Source organism: Thermogemmatispora onikobensis, from assembly GCF_001748285.1.
Taxonomy (GTDB): Bacteria; Chloroflexota; Ktedonobacteria; order Ktedonobacterales; family Ktedonobacteraceae; genus Thermogemmatispora; species Thermogemmatispora onikobensis.
Genome location: NZ_BDGT01000041.1, coordinates 26,934 through 44,276, shown reverse-complemented (window position 1 = coordinate 44,276; position 17,343 = coordinate 26,934). Strand labels below are relative to the sequence as shown.

13 protein-coding genes are annotated in these 17,343 nt (G+C 61.8%); 6 read left to right on the top strand and 7 right to left on the bottom strand.

Features of this window, described 5'->3' with window-relative positions; translation table 11 throughout:
* Together BGC09_RS16645 and BGC09_RS16640 are read right to left on the bottom strand one after the other, a co-directional pair.
* The coding region (locus tag BGC09_RS16645; RefSeq protein ID WP_141727830.1) for a hypothetical protein at positions 1 to 752 on the bottom strand (752 nt) is incomplete at its 3' end.
* A 331-nt stretch (positions 753 to 1,083) separates the two neighbouring features.
* Entirely contained in the window at positions 1,084 to 3,783 is a 2,700-nt protein-coding gene (locus tag BGC09_RS16640) for an FAD-binding oxidoreductase (RefSeq protein ID WP_069805361.1), read from the bottom strand.
* Between the two features lie 350 nt (positions 3,784 to 4,133).
* Between BGC09_RS16640 and BGC09_RS16635 the strand changes: the two genes are divergently transcribed.
* From BGC09_RS16635 to BGC09_RS16615, 5 genes are all read left to right on the top strand, one after another.
* On the top strand, positions 4,134 to 4,568 hold the full coding sequence (locus BGC09_RS16635) for a Fur family transcriptional regulator (RefSeq protein ID WP_069805360.1): 435 nt from the start codon (positions 4,134 to 4,136) through the stop codon (positions 4,566 to 4,568).
* Between the two features lie 289 nt (positions 4,569 to 4,857).
* Positions 4,858 to 6,588: a HAMP domain-containing protein gene (locus BGC09_RS16630; RefSeq protein ID WP_069805359.1), complete on the top strand. Its 1,731-nt coding sequence runs from the start codon at positions 4,858 to 4,860 to the stop codon at positions 6,586 to 6,588.
* 64 nt (positions 6,589 to 6,652) lie between these two features.
* Entirely contained in the window at positions 6,653 to 7,582 is a 930-nt protein-coding gene (locus tag BGC09_RS16625) for a hypothetical protein (protein ID WP_069805358.1), read from the top strand.
* A 332-nt stretch (positions 7,583 to 7,914) separates the two neighbouring features.
* Positions 7,915 to 8,859: a GspE/PulE/PilB domain-containing protein gene (locus BGC09_RS16620; protein WP_141727829.1), complete on the top strand. Its 945-nt coding sequence runs from the start codon at positions 7,915 to 7,917 to the stop codon at positions 8,857 to 8,859.
* Positions 8,860 to 9,284: 425 nt separating this feature from the next.
* On the top strand, positions 9,285 to 10,223 hold the full coding sequence (locus tag BGC09_RS16615; RefSeq protein WP_069805356.1) for an SDR family NAD(P)-dependent oxidoreductase: 939 nt from the start codon (positions 9,285 to 9,287) through the stop codon (positions 10,221 to 10,223).
* Positions 10,224 to 10,263: 40 nt separating this feature from the next.
* On the opposite strand, the gene BGC09_RS16610 is transcribed toward BGC09_RS16615, so the two are convergent.
* The 3 genes from BGC09_RS16610 to BGC09_RS16600 all read right to left on the bottom strand — a co-directional run bounded on the left by BGC09_RS16610 (position 10,264) and on the right by BGC09_RS16600 (position 12,771).
* Complete coding sequence (locus tag BGC09_RS16610) at positions 10,264 to 10,638, bottom strand: VOC family protein (RefSeq protein ID WP_069805355.1); 375 nt, start codon at positions 10,636 to 10,638, stop codon at positions 10,264 to 10,266.
* Positions 10,639 to 10,781: 143 nt separating this feature from the next.
* Positions 10,782 to 11,732, bottom strand: a complete 951-nt coding sequence (locus BGC09_RS16605) for a helix-turn-helix transcriptional regulator (protein ID WP_069805354.1) — start codon at positions 11,730 to 11,732, stop codon at positions 10,782 to 10,784.
* Positions 11,733 to 11,829: 97 nt separating this feature from the next.
* Positions 11,830 to 12,771 carry an ADP-ribosylglycohydrolase family protein gene (locus BGC09_RS16600; protein WP_069805353.1) on the bottom strand — a complete coding sequence of 314 codons (942 nt, stop codon included), beginning with the start codon at positions 12,769 to 12,771 and terminating at the stop codon, positions 11,830 to 11,832.
* Between the two features lie 759 nt (positions 12,772 to 13,530).
* Here BGC09_RS16600 and BGC09_RS16595 point away from each other — a divergent pair.
* The gene (locus tag BGC09_RS16595; RefSeq protein WP_069805352.1) at positions 13,531 to 14,685 is read left to right on the top strand and encodes an inositol-3-phosphate synthase; all 1,155 of its coding nucleotides are present in this window, start codon (positions 13,531 to 13,533) and stop codon (positions 14,683 to 14,685) included.
* Between the two features lie 210 nt (positions 14,686 to 14,895).
* Here BGC09_RS16595 and BGC09_RS16590 read toward each other — a convergent pair whose 3' ends face one another.
* Both BGC09_RS16590 and BGC09_RS16585 read right to left on the bottom strand, forming a co-directional pair.
* Positions 14,896 to 15,120 (bottom strand): carbon storage regulator, encoded by a 225-nt coding sequence (locus tag BGC09_RS16590; RefSeq protein ID WP_069805351.1) that lies wholly within the window; start codon positions 15,118 to 15,120, stop codon positions 14,896 to 14,898.
* A gap of 661 nt (positions 15,121 to 15,781) precedes the next feature.
* Entirely contained in the window at positions 15,782 to 16,651 is an 870-nt protein-coding gene (locus BGC09_RS16585) for a FliA/WhiG family RNA polymerase sigma factor (RefSeq protein ID WP_069805350.1), read from the bottom strand.
* Positions 16,652 to 17,343: the final 692 nt, after the last annotated feature.

Here is a 17,343-nt window from a genome sequence, read left to right as displayed (position 1 = left end):
ATGAACAGGGGACGCATAGACATGACGAGCATCCAGGTAAAACCGGTAGCCACAACTGGATTGGCTACGTGCATAATCAGTAAGTAGAGCGGCCCCACGATGGGCGCCTCGATCAGCACTGAGCCGACGAACGCGGTAGCCACCATCAACCAGCGCTGTCGCGTCATCGAGATGCTGATGAGCACCGAGCGCAAGCCGGGATGATTATCGACAATTGCAGCGTAGGTGGCAAAAACCAAGTGGACGTGCCAGATGAGCATGGGAATCAACAAAAGGATTAGAGGGGCATAAGGAGGCCAATGCAGACGAGTAGTCTCTTGTCCGATCAGCCACTGCAGTGGGGTAAAGATCCCCCAAAACAGAAAGGTTGTGATGCCGTTCGTCACGATGTAGCGCGGAAACCAGCGGATAGCAGCGGGGAGAATCTGGGCGGGAATAATCGGCTGGCCGGCGTCCAGGGCCTCGATTGCCAGCACCATAGAGATATTCCCCAGCGTAATCGTGATCCAGGGCAGCGCGCTGCCGAGCCAGTAGGCCAGGGTGCCTGGATAGCTGCCGACCACGACTGCGGCCAGCGAGGGCAGCGAGAAGAGTCCCACCAGGGTAATGATCCCAGCGATATCGCGCCGGCAAATGCGCAACCCGGCCAGCACATACAGCCCGGCCTGTTTCCACCAGGGTGCGACAGGCCGGTGGGCTGGGGTGGTCTCAGCTTCGGCTAAATCTGCGACAGACAATGGCGGTTTCACCATAAGGGTTGGTTTCCTCCCGATTCTCTTCACTTCAGGCTCGCAAGTGCTGCTTACTTATGGCAATGGTCTTATCCTCCATCCCAAATCTGCATCCTCTGATGGTACAATGCTATCTTCGAACTCGCTGCCGATACTGTTACATATTTGCCTTGTCAAGTCAGTCCCAAAAAGCAAAGGACTATCGGCATCTGCCTTCATAACGCACGTCAGTGAGAGGAGAAGAAAGAAGGCGGCGTTGGCGCCAACTCTTCCTTCTTCTCCTCTGGCTACTTTTCACGACCTGTGTTCCAAGTACATCGAATTGCGCCTGGGCGGGTGATATTCTATCGACTTAGCTGGGAGACGGGAGCAGAAGGCCGCGGTTCAAGATCCCCTGTGGGTCCCAGCGCTGCTTGAGGCGGAGCATCAGCTCCAGCGATGGCGACGCTGGGCCGAAGAAAGCGAAAGGAGAGGAGGGGTGGGGCTGATCCATAACTGTCAGATAGCCCTCGTCCGCCGGCACTGCCGCCCGCAGCTGCTCCAGCAAGGTCGTAGTCCGGGCTTCTGCCCACGGAGTCACGACATAGAGCAGGCCCGCTGCCACATCGGCCACCAGATCGCAGCCTTCCAGGAGCTGCTGCTGATCGATGAGCCAGCGTGGCAAGTCACGAGTGGTCAAGCCGAGGCGCACCACCACCGGTGTGGCCGCGCGAGCGGTGGATCTCTCCCGTGCTCTAAGACCGTTCTCGCCCTCGCCGCGTAACAGCTCGCACCAGAGGTCATCGCCGCTCAGCTCTTCGCAGGTCACTGGCGCTGGAGCCTGGGCGCGCTGCAGCGCAGAGGTCACTTCCTCCAGCTCGCTCTCTACATCGCCGGTCAGTCCTTCGGCGGTGTAGACGAGCAGGTAGGGGGCAGCGTGCAGCTGCGGGCTATAGCGCTGAGCGAGCTGGCTGCCACGGCAGAGCAGGAGGGCTGAGGCTACCAGTGTCAGCGGTAGCAGCTGGCGGGCCCAGATCAGGCCCTGACGCAGATCCTCGACTGGCACCAGCAAGCTGCGGCGCAAGCGAGGCCGAGGCCAGCACTTCAGCGTTACGCTCGTCAGCAGGCCCAGTGTTCCGTAGGAGCCGATGAAGGCCTTGGTCAGATCGTAGCCGGCCACATTCTTGGTCAGCGGGCGCCCTGTGCGGATCAGGCGCCCGTCGGCCAGAGCCACCGTTAGTGAGAGGACCTGCTCGCGCAGAGAGCCGTAGCGCAGGCGGCGCGGCCCATTGACGTTTGCTGCTACCAGCCCACCCAGGGTTGCCTCCGGCCAGGGCGAGATCAAAGCCACCTGCTGCCGACGCCGTCCCAGCCAGTCTTGAACCTCCACCAGTGGCGTCCCAGCCCCGACCGTAATGAACAGATCATCTGGAGCATCTTCGCGAAGGCCGCGCAGGCGCGTCGTACTCAGCAAGAAAGCGGTGCCAGCGGGCACAGAGAAAGGGGCCTGGGCCGGCTCCTCTCCTCCCATGAGCAGTACTGGCCAGTTGCAGGCTGTGCATCGAGCCAGCAGCTGGGCCGCCTCTTCGTCGCTGGCGGGAGCCTGCGGCTCGCCTGGCTGGAGGAGCGGCGTGAGGTCCGCGACCGCTGGTCCCTCTGCCGGCGCTGGGTGCTCTGCCCAGGGCTGGACCTCGTGCTGCGGGAAGATCTTGCCAGGATTCAACAGATTGTGAGGGTCGAAGACCTGCTTGACGTCCCACATTGCGCTTAGCTCGGCGGGCGAGTGCATGAGCGACATAAACTCACGTTTCTCGATCCCTACGCCATGCTCACCGGTCAAGCTGCCGTTGAAGGCCACGCAGGCGCGCACAATCTCGCGTCCCGCTTCGCGTACGCGCTCCAACAGCGAGGCGTCATCGGGATTGGGGATCAAGAGCATCGGGTGTAGATTGCCGTCGCCGGCGTGAAAGACGTGGCCGGTGCGCAGGCCATAGCGCTGGCAGATGGCGTTCACGCGCTGCAGCATTTCTGCCAGGCGGCTGCGCGGTACCGTGATGTCGACGGTATAGTAGGCCGGAGCCAGGCGAGTAGCCGCGCCGGCGGCGCTCTTGCGGGCCAGCCAGATGCGGGCCCGCTCCTCCTCATCGCGTGCGAGACGCAGATCGTGCCCACCGTAGGCCAGCAGAAGGCGGCTGATCTCCTCCATCTGTCCGGCCAGGCTCGCCGGATAGCCATCAACCTCGACGATCAGGGCGGCACCCGCTTCAAGCGGCAGGCCAGCATGAGCAAACGGCTCAATCATCTGGATGATCTGCTGATCCATCATCTCCATTGTGGCCGGGATCAGACCAGCGGCGATGATCGCCGAGACCGCCTGACCCGCCTGCTCCACCGAATCAAAGGTTGCCAGCAGCGTCTGGACACCGGGCGGACGGCGCACCAGGCGCACCCCAATGGTCGTGATCAAGGCCAGCGTGCCTTCGCTCCCGCACAGCAGGCCGCAGAGATCGCTGAGCGGATAGTCACATGCCGGACCACCGAGGAGCTGCCGACGCCCGTCGGCAAGCACGACCTCCAGACTTGTCAGGTAGTTGGTCATGACACCGTACTTGAAGCAGTGCGGCCCACCAGAGTTTTCGGCCACATTGCCGCCCAGGGTTGAGACGCGCTGGCTGGAGGGATCGGGTGGAAAATAGAGATCGTAGGCTTTGACTTGCTCATCGAGGGCCAGATTGATCACCGCCGGCTGCACCAGGGCCCGGCGCCCGAGCGGGTCGACCTCCAGGATCGCTTGCATCTGCGAGAAGGCTACCTGGACTCCCCCGCGATCGGCCACGGCCCCGCCCGAGAGACCCGTGCCGGCTCCACGCGCTATCAGCGGCACGCTGTACTCGTTGGCCCAGTGGACCAGGCGCACAACCTCCTCAGCGCTGCGAGGGAAGACAACGGCGTCGGGTCGCCCACGATCAAGGCCGCCGTCTCCTTCATAGGCGATGAGGGCCGTGGCGTCGGTGAAGACTTGATCTGGCGAGAGAAGGGTTCTGAGGGCAGCAAGCGCTCGCTCCTCTAGCATGGCTCTGGCATCCCCTTCCTGTTTCCTCTGCCTGCTTGATCAGTCCTGTATTCGTGCCGTCTCCTTCGGCTCCTCTGGTCAGGCTGATGAAAAGCCTGGCCAATAGGCATCTGCTGCAATAGCTCACATTGTAGCAGCTTGCAAAGCCCTTCGCAAGCACGCCCGGAAGCATTGCCCGCCTGCTGACGCGAGCAATGCAAGGGAGACAGCCGTTTCGTTTACTCGTGCCTCCTCATCGAGGGGAGCCGCTCTTCCCCCTATCGCAGCCTGGTAGCTGAGCCTCTGGAGACTGGATAAAAGCCGACGGAGGTGATACACTACATGCTAGTAGACGTTGAGGAGGAAGCTTTTTGTTAGCTGAGAAGATCCGCGCTGCATTTAACGAGGCACGTCAACGGCGGACGGCGCCTCTTCGTCTCGTAGAAGAGCGCTTGATCGAGCTTGCAACCGCGGGGGCTGACTTTACGGTCGACGATCTCTGGCAGTCGCTGCGCAAGAAGGAGCCGCGCCTGGGGCGGGCCACAGTTTATCGTTTGGTGGAGATTCTGGTCAATGCCGGCCTGCTGGATCGCATTGAATTTGCCGATGGCAGCCATCATTACCGAATCTGCGGCGAGCGTCACCACCATCATCTGACCTGTACCCAATGCCATCGCGTAGTCGAGGTCGATATCTGTCTGCCAGCAGAACAATTCAAGGCGATTGGGCAGCAGACGGGTTTTGCCATCGAAGGCCACTCAATTACCCTCTTTGGGCGCTGTGCGCGCTGCACGACCCATCACTAGCCTTCTCGCTTCTCTCCCTCCAAGCTCAGGCGCAAGCTGAGAAGGCGCGCGAGCGCCTCTCCTCCCGGCTCGCATCACGGGCACATGGCTGCTCACTGGCTTGCCTCTGCGCCGGCATTGACCCTTCGTCTCTCTCTCTCTCTCTCTCCCCCCCCTTCCTGGCTAAGGCAAAAAGGCTATCCCTCACGGAGGCGTCGCTTTTGCCATGCTACAATCAAGCAGAATAGAGAGAGTGATCACATAGAGGCAGGCGAGCTTTCTTTCTGCTCTTTGAGACAGGTGGTGAGCTATGAGTCCTCCAGGGCGCATTGGCACAGCAGTGCTAGTCGGTCTGAGCCTGATCGTGATGGCGGCAGTCTGGCTGCCGCCGTCTTTCTGGCCCTTCGCCATCTCGGCCTCCGCTATGGAGCTAGCAGTGGCCCTGCTCGCTGGCCTGTTCGGCCTGGGAGCGGCCCTTGTTCCTGTTCCTGAGAGGGCCCTTTCAGCAACGAGTTTTCAGCCCTGGAGCGGGCAGGAACGTGCGGCCTGGCTGTGCGTTGGGGGTGGGCTACTTCTCCGGGCCGTTGGCGTCGGCTGGCAGCTGATAGGTGAGGTGTCCTCCTCCGCTCCAGGCACCCTGGTCAGGGCCTTACCGACGTCAGTGCTACAAGTGTTACAGCTCATTCCACAGGTGAGCCTTCTGTTCTTTCCTCTGCTGCTCTGCTTCTCGCTCTTCCTGTGGCCGGCAGCCAGTGCCGGGCGGGGGCGTCTACTCCTGGCCCTTGACGTTCTGCTGGCTCTCCTGGCGATGGTGGGACTGGCCTGGAATCTAGGGATCTTTGCCTCGCTCAGCTGGCCTCTCACCTTCAATTCTTTTCCCTGGGAAACACTGATCGACCCTCTGGCTGATCTCCTCCTCATGGGGGCTGGCGTCTTGCTATTGCTCCGCCTGGCAACAGCCAGCGACACAACCTATCGCCAGCCTCCCCGCCGCGTCAGCCTGCTCTGTCTTGTTGCTGGCCTCCTCCTCTACGCCCTCGCCGATCTGCTCCTCCATCGCGTCTTGGGCGGTTCCTGGCCTGGACCAGAGGCGTGGCGTCAGAAAGAGCTGGCGACACTGTTAGCGGTGGGTCTGCTCCTCTGTGGTCTGGCGGCCTATCTCAGGCGCGTTGTCACCAGTCGTCCTGCCGATGCCATCAAAAGTGCGCGTCTCCCCGGTGACGAGGCCCTGCTGACTCAGCTCAGCGCGCGCCCGGTCGGGGAGGGCAGCCGCAGCAGCACGCTTTGGCATCTTCCTCTCTGTCTCCCCTCGCTTCTGCTCATTGCCTGCTGTGCTGTTGTGGTCTGGCAAGCCTGGCAAAGCGCTCAGCCGCCTCTCTTCACGGGGCTGCTCATCCTCGGCCTGGCCGTCCTGGTAGCCTGCCTGCGCCTCCTGCTGACAGTGGGCGAGCAGGGCCGGCTGCGTCGTCTCCTCTTGAGGAGCTATCAGGAGGAACTCCAGCAGCTGGAGACGCAGCTGTACAGCGCCAGCCGACGCAGCAATGGGTTGGAAGCGCAACTAGCCCGTCTCAGGGAGGTTCTGGCGCGCCTGGCTGCTGGCGATCTGGCCGCGCGTCTGGAGCCGGTGGAAGAGGAGCTGAGACCCCTGGCGCTCAGCCTGAACCAGCTTGCCGATCGCGAGATGCGTCTGGAGCTGTGGAATGAGCACAACCAGCTTGTACGCAGAGCGCTGGAAGACCTCTGCGCCGCCTTGGAGCGCTGTCCGGCTGGAGAGCCGCTCATCATCCCTGCTTCTTGCGAAGGGGTGCCACCGATTGAGCGGCTCCTGGCCGTAACGGGGCTTCGTCAGTTTGCCGAGCAGCCGCGCCAATCAGCCACTCCTGGGAGAGGCCAGAGCGTTGCTCTCCCGCCGCTTGTTCCCCCGGGCTTGCCGGCAACAGGCGAGCCACAGAGAGGCGTCTCCACCGAAAAGTTGCCTGCTGAGAGCCTGTCTCTGCCCATTGAGCCGCCCTGGCCGGAAGAAGGTCAACTCTGGCTGTAGCAGCGAATCATACAATATATATGGGAGCGTGCGCCATTTTACTGCGAGGGAGGACCTGGGAACGATGGGAGGTCACCAGGCCAGGCTCAAGCGGGAAAAAGAGCTACTGGCGGCTACACCCTGGCCGACTGCTGCATGCCACCAGTGGGGCGAGGAGCCGGAAGACGAAGAGCGAGAGAGGGGGCTGTCTGGCCTCCTCGCGGCCCTGAGCGCTCGTCTAGAGCGGGGCATGCCAGGGACCAGCTCCCTGGAGCTGCTGCTTTTTGGCCTGCGCCATCTTTTCCACCAGCTCGCCACCCTGTATCAACGGCGCTTGCCTGCCCTTGGTGCAGCCACACGCCCGCTCATGGATGGACTTGTACCCCCTGACTACCTGCCGACGCGCCACGCCATCTGGCTGGCCTTGCGCGAGGTCAATGACAGTCTGTTGCAGTGTGATCTCTCCTGCCGGCTGCTCACGAGCGCCAGCGGCACCCTGCTGGACCTGCTCGATCGCGGCTCCGCCTCTGATCCCACTACGCTGACTTCTGCTCTACCCCCTCTGCCGAGCATTGCCTCTGTCCCTCCTGCCGGCTGCTGCCCGCTGTGGCTCAGGCAGCTGCTGGCAAACTGGCAAGAGGGCTATCAACATCTGCCGCCCTTTGCCCTCCAGTTTGGTCGTCCTGGCTCGCTGCCTGGGGCGGTCGCTCTGGCAGGTTCGACCCGGCTCGATCGGGCCTTTGCCTTGCTGCTCGAAGAGGCAGGGGCTATTTTTGGCGAGCTGCTGCCAGGACTGACGCAGCAGAAGGAGTGCACAGCGCCAGAGCTGGCCCTCTTTCTGATAGACATTACTCAGCATGGAGAGCAGATGCTGCTGACGCTTGATGGCCTCTGGGAGCCGCTCAGCGCCATCTGCGAGGCCTTTGGCGTCGAAGCGCTGCTCTCTCCCCCCCAGGCGAAGGAGAACGAGCAGCGAAAAAGCGTCCGTGGCTCCAGCGAGGCGGGTGCGAAGTGAGGGCCGATGAGGGGGCCAGCCCTTCTGATCCGCTGGCCCTCTTTCTCCTGGTGGCCAGCATCAGCAAGGGGGCAGAATACTGATCTTAACCGTAGGGGCGCAGTCTTAACAGGAACGCAACCGGATCGATGTCTCGTTTCTGCTGAATACAGAGTACAGTAATAGCCAGAGCATCCATAGCGCTCGATTGAGAGGAGCGCAAGCGAGAACCGGTCTGAGTTCCATTCAGGCTGGCCGGCCTTGCGACCCGACGGCAGTGCAAGAGTAAGAGCCGAGAGGAGCCTGCTGTGCCGGTTGCCTGTAGGGCCTGGCAGGCAGAGGAGCTGAGAGAGATGAGCACCCGTGTGGTTTTACCGGTCTGGCAGGGAGCGGCAAGCAGTGGAGCGACCTATGTGCAGGTCGATAGCCTGCGTATCCTCGCTGCTGAACTGAAGCAGCTATTGAACGCTGGGGAGGGCCGACTGGGAGTTGTGGTGATCACCCTGACGTTTGTGGGTCAGCGCGCGCCTGCGGCCTCTCTGGGGGAGAGGCGTGCCCAGGCCACCTGTCGTCTGCTAGCGGCGCTCCGCTCGCTGGTGCGTAGAACGGACCGTGTCTTTGTTCTGGGCAATCGGGGCTATGTTGTTCTGCCCGATTGCGATGAGCCTGGCCGGGTGGCGGTCGAGGAACGCCTCTGGTGGGCGCTCTGCTCGCGAGTCCGCTCGCTCCAGACCTATGAACTGGCGGACCTCACAGCCCTGGCAGTGGGAGGGCGAACGCTGGAGCGCGCTGAAAGCCAGAACCTGCTGAGCGTCCTCCGTGAGGCGGCGCGCCCGCGACGGGTGCTGACCGCTCCTCTAGGAGAGGCTACCGAGCCTGTCTCCGGCAATGAGATCGACAGGGAAGGGCTGCCAGCTCAGGCGCTGCCATCAAAGCAAGGTCAGCCGCTCGCTCCGGGCGTGCAGTTCTCGCTCTCCTCAGCACCTACAGAGGAACTGCTAGCTGAGGCACGTCGGTTGGGCATCCCCTATCTCGCTCCGCTGCCAAGACGTGTTCCTGCCAGCGTCCGCCAGGCAATCAGTCCCCATCTCGCCCATGAACTCCACTGCTGTCCTATCGGGCGCGCCCGGAAGACGCTGACCGTGGCCCTGGCCGATGGCAGCAATCATCAGGCCGTCCTGGAGCGCCTGAAACGTGAAACGGGCCTCCAGATCTTCCCGGTCCTGACCCTTCCCCACGAACTCCAACAGGCCCTGGAACGCCTGGGCACGACCTCCTCCACGCAGAAAAGGCGCTAGCGGCGGCGGGCCAACCTCCTGTACCCGGCGTCCATGGGTTGCGCTTGCCTCGCGAGATAACGAGGAGGATCGACCGCCTGGCCGCGTTTGACGCCCTGTCTCACTCTTGCTAAGATAGAGAAAAACTGCTGCCACTGCTATCCACGACCGGACGGATGGCTGGGGACTGGAAACTGACCACCACGGCGATCTTCTCTCGCTGATTGGGAAAGCCTCGCCTGCTGCCCTCTCAGCTCTGCGAGTGGTCAGCGCTCTGCCCCGCCCGCTGGCCGAACCGGCAATGAGCGAGTCGGTGCAGCAGTTGAGCTTTAGCTCTGCATGCGTGATTACAGAAGGAGGAAAGGCGCCAGCCTGGTTCCTGGTTCTTTGCCTGTCATCTGGCTGGCCAGGACAAGAGAGGGCGCGGCGCCTGTATCTGGCTCAGCATGAAGATTCTTGTCACAGGAGGCGCAGGCTTCATCGGCTCCCATCTGGTCGACGCCTATCTGGCGGCTGGTCATGAGGTCTTCGTCGTTGACAACCTCTGGAGCGAGGGAGGCGGTGACCCGGCCAATCTTGCCGCCCAGGCCCATTTCTTCCAGGCTGATATTACCGATGCCGAGGCTATGCGCGCTCTCTTCGCCGAGGTGCGGCCCGATGTCGTCAGCCATCACGCCGCCCAGCATAGCGTCGCCGTCTCGGCGCGTGATCCTCTCCTCGATGCTCGCGTCAACGTCCTCGGCCTGCTCACCATCCTGCAGAACTGTACCCAGGCCGGCGTGCGCAAAATCATCTTCGCTTCGTCGGCGGCGACCTATGGCACGCCGCCGCAACTGCCCGTCACCGAAGAGACACCCCAGCGGCCCGAATCGCCCTACGGCATTACCAAGATGGTTGGCGAGCACTATCTGCGCTACTGGCATGAGGCCCACGGTCTGACCTACACTATCTTGCGCTACGGCAACGTCTACGGGCCACGTCAAGACCCCAACGGCGAAGCGGGAGTCATCGCCATTTTTGCCCGTCGCTTCCTCACCGGGGAGAGCGTGCGCATCGACTGGGACGGCGAGCAGGCCAAGGATTATGTTTTTGTCAGCGATGTCGCTCGGGCCAACCTGCTGGCGCTGGAGCGAGGTGATAACGACGTCTTCTGCATTGCCACCGGGCGGCCTACCTCGGTCAACGAGATCTACCGTCAGCTTGTCAATCTCACTGGCTTCGAGGCCCCCATCCAGCGCGCTCCCAAGCGACCGGGCGACATCCGGCTTGCCTACTTCGACTGTGGCAAAGCAGCGCGCTTCCTCGGCTGGCAGCCGCAGGTCACGCTGGAAGAGGGCATTCGCCAAACGGTCGAATTTTTCCGCCAGAGCCAGGCCCGCGGCTAGGGCCGGACTCGGGCGGAGGGGAAAGCAACGTCAGTGCGGCTCACTCGCCCGACGTAGACGGCGCAGGAGTAAAGAGGCCGAGGCGATTGCCGGCGGGATCGCGGAAAAGGGCCCACCAGCCGAGGCCGGGGATCTCCGTCTTCGGAATCAGGCAGCGCCCGCCGTGGGCCTCGATCGCGGCCAGCGTGGCCTCGATATCCTCGCTGGCCAGATAGATCAGCGGCTCCCCCTCGCGTTGGCTCTGGCCGTCGGGGCCGGGAAAGCCCCCGTGTATCCCGTCTTGGGTCTCAAAGTACAAATAGTCGTATCTGCTGTTATGTCTCATTTGCCAGCCGAACACAGCCTGGTAAAAGACGGCACTGGCGTCGCGGTCGCGTGTTGGCAACTCAAGGTGGATAATACTCCGTTGGGCCATGAGAGACTCCTTTCTATGCTCCTGAGCAGCAACTCATGCGCATTCTGGTCTGCAACCTGACTGGACCGGCTGTCAAGATCGCTGCCCGCATCGGTCAGGTCGGCCAGGACAAGGACCAGTCTACCCCTGACCTGGTGACAACACTATGTCACCATTTTCTCCTCCTCGGAGCATGCCAGAATCTGGCTGGCGAGCCTTTGGAGACACTGGCGCAGGGCCGTCGGCGTCAAAACCCGGGCTTCCGGGCCTAAGCTCAAGAGCTGGCGCGCCAGCCAGTCATAGTCATCTGGATTCCAATGCAGGCGCAGCCAACCACTGCCATCGGCCTCGCGTTGCAGGCGAGCTGCCAGCGGGATGCAGCGCTCAAGACGTAGCGCCCCGCGCTCGGTCAGGCGGATGCAGATCTCTGGGAAGGCTGGATCTTCCCACCGGTTCCTGATCTCCGGTGGCTTCGCGCTGGGAGGCTCGGTCAGTATCTCCAGGCGGAGCAGGCGATCGACGCGATAGAGGCGCACACAGTCGTGTTCCAGCGAGTAGGCATAGCAGTACCAGAGGCCAGCGTTGGTAAACAGGCGCTGGGGCAGCAGGGTCTGCTCCGACTGGCGCCGCTCCGAGCGATAGGTTACCCGAACCCAGCGGCCTGCCGCCAGCGCCTGCAGCAAATCGCTAAAGAAGGGCACTGGGAACTCTGCCCCTCTGGAGCGCGCCGCGGATGAGGAACTCAGCATCTGTTCCAGGCCTGGCTCGATCTCCTCACGCGATGGCAGCAGCGCCGTAATCTTAGCCCACAGCGAGGCCCGTGCCTCCTTGAAAGGAACTGAGCGCAACTGCAAGAGGCTGCTCAGTGCCAAACGCAGCAGCAGGGCCTCGTGCAGCGACAGCGGCAGGGGGGCCAGGGCATAATCCGCTGGCAAGCTATAACCGCCGCCTGGTCCCGGCTCGGCCACTACCGGCATGCCCATCTCACACAGGGCCTCGATATCGCGCAGAATCGTGCGGCGTGAAACCTCGAAATGCCGCGCGAGAGAGGCGGCGGTCCATTTACCGCGCTGCAAGAGCAGCACAATGGCAGTCAAGCGATCCATGCGGTGCATCAGTCTACCCTCTGGCGAGTGTCAACCGAGCCTCCTGTCCGTCCCGGTCCTGGGTGATCATGCTCCGACCTTTCCTCTCTCCTTTTCTCTGCAGGCTTCAGGATTCCGGTAGGATACGCTCGGCCAGCTCATAGAGGGCATCGGCCAGCGACTCGATCAGCTCGCGCTTCGCCAGCTTGGCGCGCCACTCAGCGGGGATAGCCTCCTCACCATAGAAAGCGCCTGCCAGCTGACCATAGACCGCCCCGGTCGAATCGGCGTCGTCGCCCAGGTTTACTACCAGCAGGCAGCCCTCGCGGAACGAAGTGCTATGGTAGAAAGCCCAGAGCGCCGCCTCCAGCGTCTTCACCACATAGCCAAGACCGCGGATCTCCGGCGGCTGACGCACCTTAAACGAGCCAGCCGCCACCTCGGCGATCTCCGGCGTCAGCGGCTGCTCCTCCCAGGAGCCGGGCACCGGCGTATAGAAGGGGGCCAGCAATTCCTCCTTACTGGCGCCTTCCAAAGCCCCGACGATCAGCCCGGCCATATAGCGGCAGGCATCCACCGCTGTCGCCGTCGCGTGCGTCGTACATGAGCTGAGGGCGGCCTTCTCCAACGCGACCCGCGGATGACGCGCATAACAGAGCGGCACAGGAGCCAGGCGCATCAGGGAGCCATTGCCTGCGTAGTGCGGATCAGGGGAGCCGGCCAGCGGCTCCCCGGTCTCGTCAAAGCGGCGCAAAGCGCTGGCCACCGTACCCCCGATATCGAAGCAATAGCCCGTACTCGACAGATAGCCCTCATTGCGCCAGCGCACATAGCGCTCCATCTGATCGCGTACATCAAAACCCTGGCGCTCCACCAAACTGGTCGCCAGGCAGAGCGCCATCGACGTATCATCGGTCCACTGGCCGGCCTGCAGCCCAAAGGGTCCCCCACCGACCATATCCGTCAAGGGTGCAAACGAGCCCGGCGATCGAAACTCCAACGTTGTGCCCACAGCGTCGCCGCAGGCCAGGCCCAGGAGGCTGCCACGATAGCGCGACCGTCTTTCCATTTTTCTGCACCTCTCCAGGGTTCAGATCAATTGATCAAGCGATCTGGCGTCTTTTTTGCCGCTATTGAGTGTCGACAAGCTCTGGCGAGTAGATTTACGCCGATAAAACGTCTGGCTGCCAGGAATTTGGTGCCTCGAATCTGCGGGAATAGACAGCCTGCCTGCACTGTTTAAAAACATGGGAAAACCCGTTTACCTCAGAAACCTCAAAGAAGGCTCCCTCCGATCGGTACGCCATGCGGAGCGCGATCCGAGGGAGGCCTCTGCCGCGGGCGGCGCTGTGCTGGATGAGGAGGGGCGAAGGACAGCGAGCGGAGGGAGGAAGGGGCGGAGGAGAGTGCGAGCGAGGGCCGGAAGCTGAGGCGGCGGCTGACCAGCAACAGTGAGAGCGATCCGCAAGGCAGAGCTAGCTGCTTGCTCTCCTGCCCAGAGATAATAGTATAATATTGACAGCCTGCTAATTTGTGAGGAGGTGCATGCATCTGGCAGAGAGGGAATCGGAAGCAGTCCTACCTCCAGAGAAAGGAATCCTCGCACTCTTCTCCGCACCATCTTTTTTTCTGGCGGCAACAGCGTCGTCGACTGCCAGGGTCAGAGTTGCATTCAGCGAGCAGACGAATTGGATCAACACCAGCGTAGTCTGGATCATTTGAAGGGTGGAAGTGGATATCTTTGCGTATTTTGCGCAGCGCAGGAGTCACGCGGCGAATGCCACTATAGTAATCAGCTAGCTCAATTCGTAGGAGGAAGGGAACGATCATGCCAGGATCGAAGAAAGTACGTGTAGCCATTGTTGGCGTTGGCAACTGTGCCAGCTCGCTTGTGCAAGGTGTCTACTATTATCGCAACGCCAAGCCAGAGGACTTTGTCCCGGGGCTCATGCATGTCACCCTGGGGGGCTATCATATCAGCGACATCGAATTCTCGGCAGCTTTCGATATTGACCAGAACAAAGTTGGCAAGGATCTGGCCGAGGCCATCTACGCGGCTCCCAACAACACCTACCGTTTTGCCGACGTCCCGCCGCTGGGAGTCAAAGTCTATCGTGGCATGACCCACGACGGGCTAGGCAAATACCTCTCGCAAGTTGTCACCAAGGCGCCGGGCAAGACCGACGACGTTGTCCGCATCCTCAAAGACACCGGAACCGACGTCCTTGTCAACTATCTGCCGGTTGGCTCGGAGACGGCCACCAAGTGGTACGTTGAGCAGGTGCTGCAAGCTGGTGTCGCCTTCGTCAACTGCATTCCGGTCTTCATCGCGCGCGAGCAGTACTGGCAAGAGCGTTTTAAAGAGGCTGGACTGCCGATGATTGGTGACGACATCAAGAGCCAGGTGGGGGCCACGATTGTCCACCGTGTGCTGGCCAAGCTCTTCCGCGATCGCGGCGTGCGGCTAGAGCGCACCATGCAGCTCAACGTTGGTGGCAACACCGACTTTTACAACATGCTCGAGCGCGAGCGGCTGGAGTCCAAAAAGATCAGCAAGACCAACGCTGTCACCAGCCAGCTTGACTACGAGCTGCCGCCGGAGAACGTCCACATTGGGCCGTCGGACTACGTGGCCTGGCTGCAAGATCGCAAGTGGGCCTACATCCGTCTGGAGGGGCGCACCTTTGGTGATGTGCCGCTCAACCTGGAGCTGAAGCTAGAGGTCTGGGACTCGCCCAACTCTGCCGGCGTCGTCATCGACGCGGTGCGCCTGGCCAAGCTGGCGCTGGACCGTGGCCTCAGCGGCACCCTGCTCGGACCGAGCGCCTACCTCATGAAGTCGCCGCCAGTGCAGTACCCTGATGACGTCGCGCGTGCCATGACCGAGGCTTTTATCCGTGGCGAGGAGCCGGAAGCCGCCCCTGCTCGGACGGAGGCCGTGGAGCCGAGCAACGGCTACAAGGTTGAGGCCCCCAGCGAATAGCAGCAGCAGCAGCAGGAAATGGCTGGCGAACAAGAGCGGAGGAGCAAAGCGCTGGTGCTGACGGTGGGCTGTCGAGCCTGAAGGACGCCGGCACCACACTCGCTGCCGATTTCGAGGAGCAAGCCAGGTCCCCGGGCAGGCGCTGGCACTGCCTGGCGAGGACCTGGCCTTGCTTTCAACGAGAGATGCGCTAGATGGATAGATGAACCGCTACGAGCGCTGTACGCTTGGAGCATTCGTCACGGTCGAAGCATTCGCTGCTGGTTGCTGGTGCTGATCCTGCCCCGAGCGTAACAGCTCCTCGCGCACAATGGTCACTTCTGGAGGCGCGTTGATTCCGATTTTCACACGCTCCCCCTCGACCGCGAGGACCGAGATGCTAATGACCCCACCGAGAATGATGCTTTCACCAACTTTGCGTCTCAAAACAAGCATGTAAGGCTCCCTTCCCCAGAAGCATTTCCGAGACGTCCCTGCGCTGCAGATGACACCTTACAGGCGTCTCTTCAAGCCGAACACAGACGAGATGCCGAGCAGCGAGTGGGCTTCCTGCTCACACTGGACGTTGCTGGTGACGGAAACGGGTAGGCTCGTTTCCTGTCACTGGCACGGAGCACAACAAAACGCTGGTCTGTGAGTCCCTTGTGCAGACTCAATGTACGCTCTTTGTCAAAAGACGATTCAGCGCCAGGATTTTCCGCACAAGCAAGCGAGGTTCGATCTCACAGACCGCCGTGCGCACTCGCGCTGGCGATAAAACTACCCTCTCTGTAGATTGTACACCGTGCTTCAGCAACCACTGTTTCCCCGGGCATTGCGAGCAGTTGGGGCCTGTCCCTGTTGACGGGCCGCAGCGCCTTTGCCACCGTCTCAGCGCTGAGCGGCCCTGCTGCTGTGGCCAAAGCTGCCGTCGTTGTTGAGAGTGATGTGGAGCCCTGATCTGCACCTGGGTACCCTCCCCTGAAAGGTGTGACACCGGGGCTGGCTTTCCTGCCAGGGAAGCCTGCTCCCCTCTCGTAGTCAACAGGTCGCTCAAGATCAACAGGGAAACCAGGGATCGTAATAATACTCTGTTTATGATACTATACGATCCAGGCTATGGTACAGTGGGGACTTGCTGATGGGCGAGCGAATCGATTTGCCGGGCGTGTTCGTGTGCTGATGTAGAACGAGTACTTGTGCGGCCTCCGCGCTTGTGCTGTTGTTCATGGAGACCAAGGCTGATGCGCAGATGGAGCAGCGTCTGTGCGTGGAGCTGGCTCACGCGCGACTGCGAGATGCCGAGTGTCTTGCCAATTTCGCTCATGCTGAGGCCCTCGACGTAGTAGAGGGCGAGCACGAGGCGCTCACGGCGAGGGAGGTGCTCGATAGCCTGGCTGAGGGCTTGCAGCAGCTCGCGGCGCTCGACAGTGCTGGCCGGCTCGGGGGTGGCCTGGTCCTCCAGGGCTTCGCCAAGTGAGTAATGGTCGCCATCGCTCTCGGGCGTATGGAGGGGGCTATCCAGCGAGAGAATGACTGTGCCCACTTCTTGGAGCATGCGGCGGTAGCGTCTCAGGGAGACGCCGAGGGCCGCGGCCATCTCCTCGTCGCGGGCCGGTCTCCCCAGCCGACGCTCTAGCTCGGCCATCGTCTGCTCGACCTGTTTGATGCGCTGCATGGCCGAGCGCGAAAACCAATTGAGAGCGCGCAGCTGGTCGATAACCGCTCCCCGAATGCGGGCACTGGCAAAGGCTTCGAAGCTGATCCCGCGCGTAGGATCGTAGCGATCGATGGCGTTGATGAGCCCAAGCATGCCGTAGCCGATCAAATCGTCGGCTTCCAACAGGCTGCGCGCCGGAATGCCCAACCGATCGACGGTGACTTTCACCAGCGGTACGTAGGCTTCGATCAACAGGCGGCGCTGTGCCTGACTGTGGGTGCGCATGAACTCGGCCCAGATCTCTTGCAGATGCGCGGAACTGGTCATCGATAGACATCTCCTTGCCTGACTGGGGTCTTGCCCTGCTGACTTGCTCTCCTCTCCTCCTGTTGGTGGCCCTCGTGGCTCGGTCTGCGGCTAAACTGCCTGCCTGCCCTCCTTCCCTATCCAGCCTTCCGCTCTCTTGCCTGCTTACTTGTTTGTTTGCTTGCGCTGCCTTGCTGACTGTTGCTGACGCCCCCTGGCAGGGTGGGCCTGCCTGGCCTGAATCTTTGGCTATTTATGGCTGGCTTGATTGACTTGACTGGCAGACTGACTGGCTGTCGGCTGGGAGGAGGATGCGAGTGTCTGGGCTGGCAGGTGCCTGGGCGCTTCGTGGCGCTGCTCCTCCTGCGTCCCCTGACTGGCTGACGTTGCCAGCTGGGCCGCTGAGTTTCCCTGCTCCCTTGTCTAGCTAGAGTGTACGAGAGTACTTGCTGTTGAGCTACTGACAGAGGTCGCTTCCTTGCTGCGCCAAAGGTCCTGAAATTCTCTCGCGGGCAAAAAGGGGTGGCCGGGGGACTAATCGCTGTCAACTTTTTGCCGATATGGATGTTCTATAGAGCAAGGGAAACGTCAAGGGAGATCTGGAACCTCGCAAGAGCGAGTGAGCGCCCGGCTCTCAATGAGCAGCCGGACGCGACTGGTTTTTTGGGGCTGGGCTGGCGCGCGGTACCGGAGATCAGACCAGGGGTGGGGCG

What these genes read in the sequence shown, in the direction of transcription:
- BGC09_RS16620 (WP_141727829.1), top strand. Translation starts at nt 7,915, where the DNA reads ATGAGCACCCGTGTGGTTTTACCGGTCTGGCAGGGAGCGGCAAGCAGT.
- BGC09_RS16600 (WP_069805353.1), bottom strand. Translation starts at nt 12,771, where the DNA reads ATGGAAAGACGGTCGCGCTATCGTGGCAGCCTCCTGGGCCTGGCCTGC.
- BGC09_RS16610 (WP_069805355.1), bottom strand. Translation starts at nt 10,638, where the DNA reads ATGGCCCAACGGAGTATTATCCACCTTGAGTTGCCAACACGCGACCGC.
- BGC09_RS16630 (WP_069805359.1), top strand. Translation starts at nt 4,858, where the DNA reads ATGAGTCCTCCAGGGCGCATTGGCACAGCAGTGCTAGTCGGTCTGAGC.
- BGC09_RS16640 (WP_069805361.1), bottom strand. Translation starts at nt 3,783, where the DNA reads ATGCTAGAGGAGCGAGCGCTTGCTGCCCTCAGAACCCTTCTCTCGCCA.
- BGC09_RS16590 (WP_069805351.1), bottom strand. Translation starts at nt 15,120, where the DNA reads ATGCTTGTTTTGAGACGCAAAGTTGGTGAAAGCATCATTCTCGGTGGG.
- BGC09_RS16625 (WP_069805358.1), top strand. Translation starts at nt 6,653, where the DNA reads ATGGGAGGTCACCAGGCCAGGCTCAAGCGGGAAAAAGAGCTACTGGCG.
- BGC09_RS16605 (WP_069805354.1), bottom strand. Translation starts at nt 11,732, where the DNA reads ATGCACCGCATGGATCGCTTGACTGCCATTGTGCTGCTCTTGCAGCGC.
- BGC09_RS16615 (WP_069805356.1), top strand. Translation starts at nt 9,285, where the DNA reads ATGAAGATTCTTGTCACAGGAGGCGCAGGCTTCATCGGCTCCCATCTG.
- BGC09_RS16595 (WP_069805352.1), top strand. Translation starts at nt 13,531, where the DNA reads ATGCCAGGATCGAAGAAAGTACGTGTAGCCATTGTTGGCGTTGGCAAC.
- BGC09_RS16585 (WP_069805350.1), bottom strand. Translation starts at nt 16,651, where the DNA reads ATGACCAGTTCCGCGCATCTGCAAGAGATCTGGGCCGAGTTCATGCGC.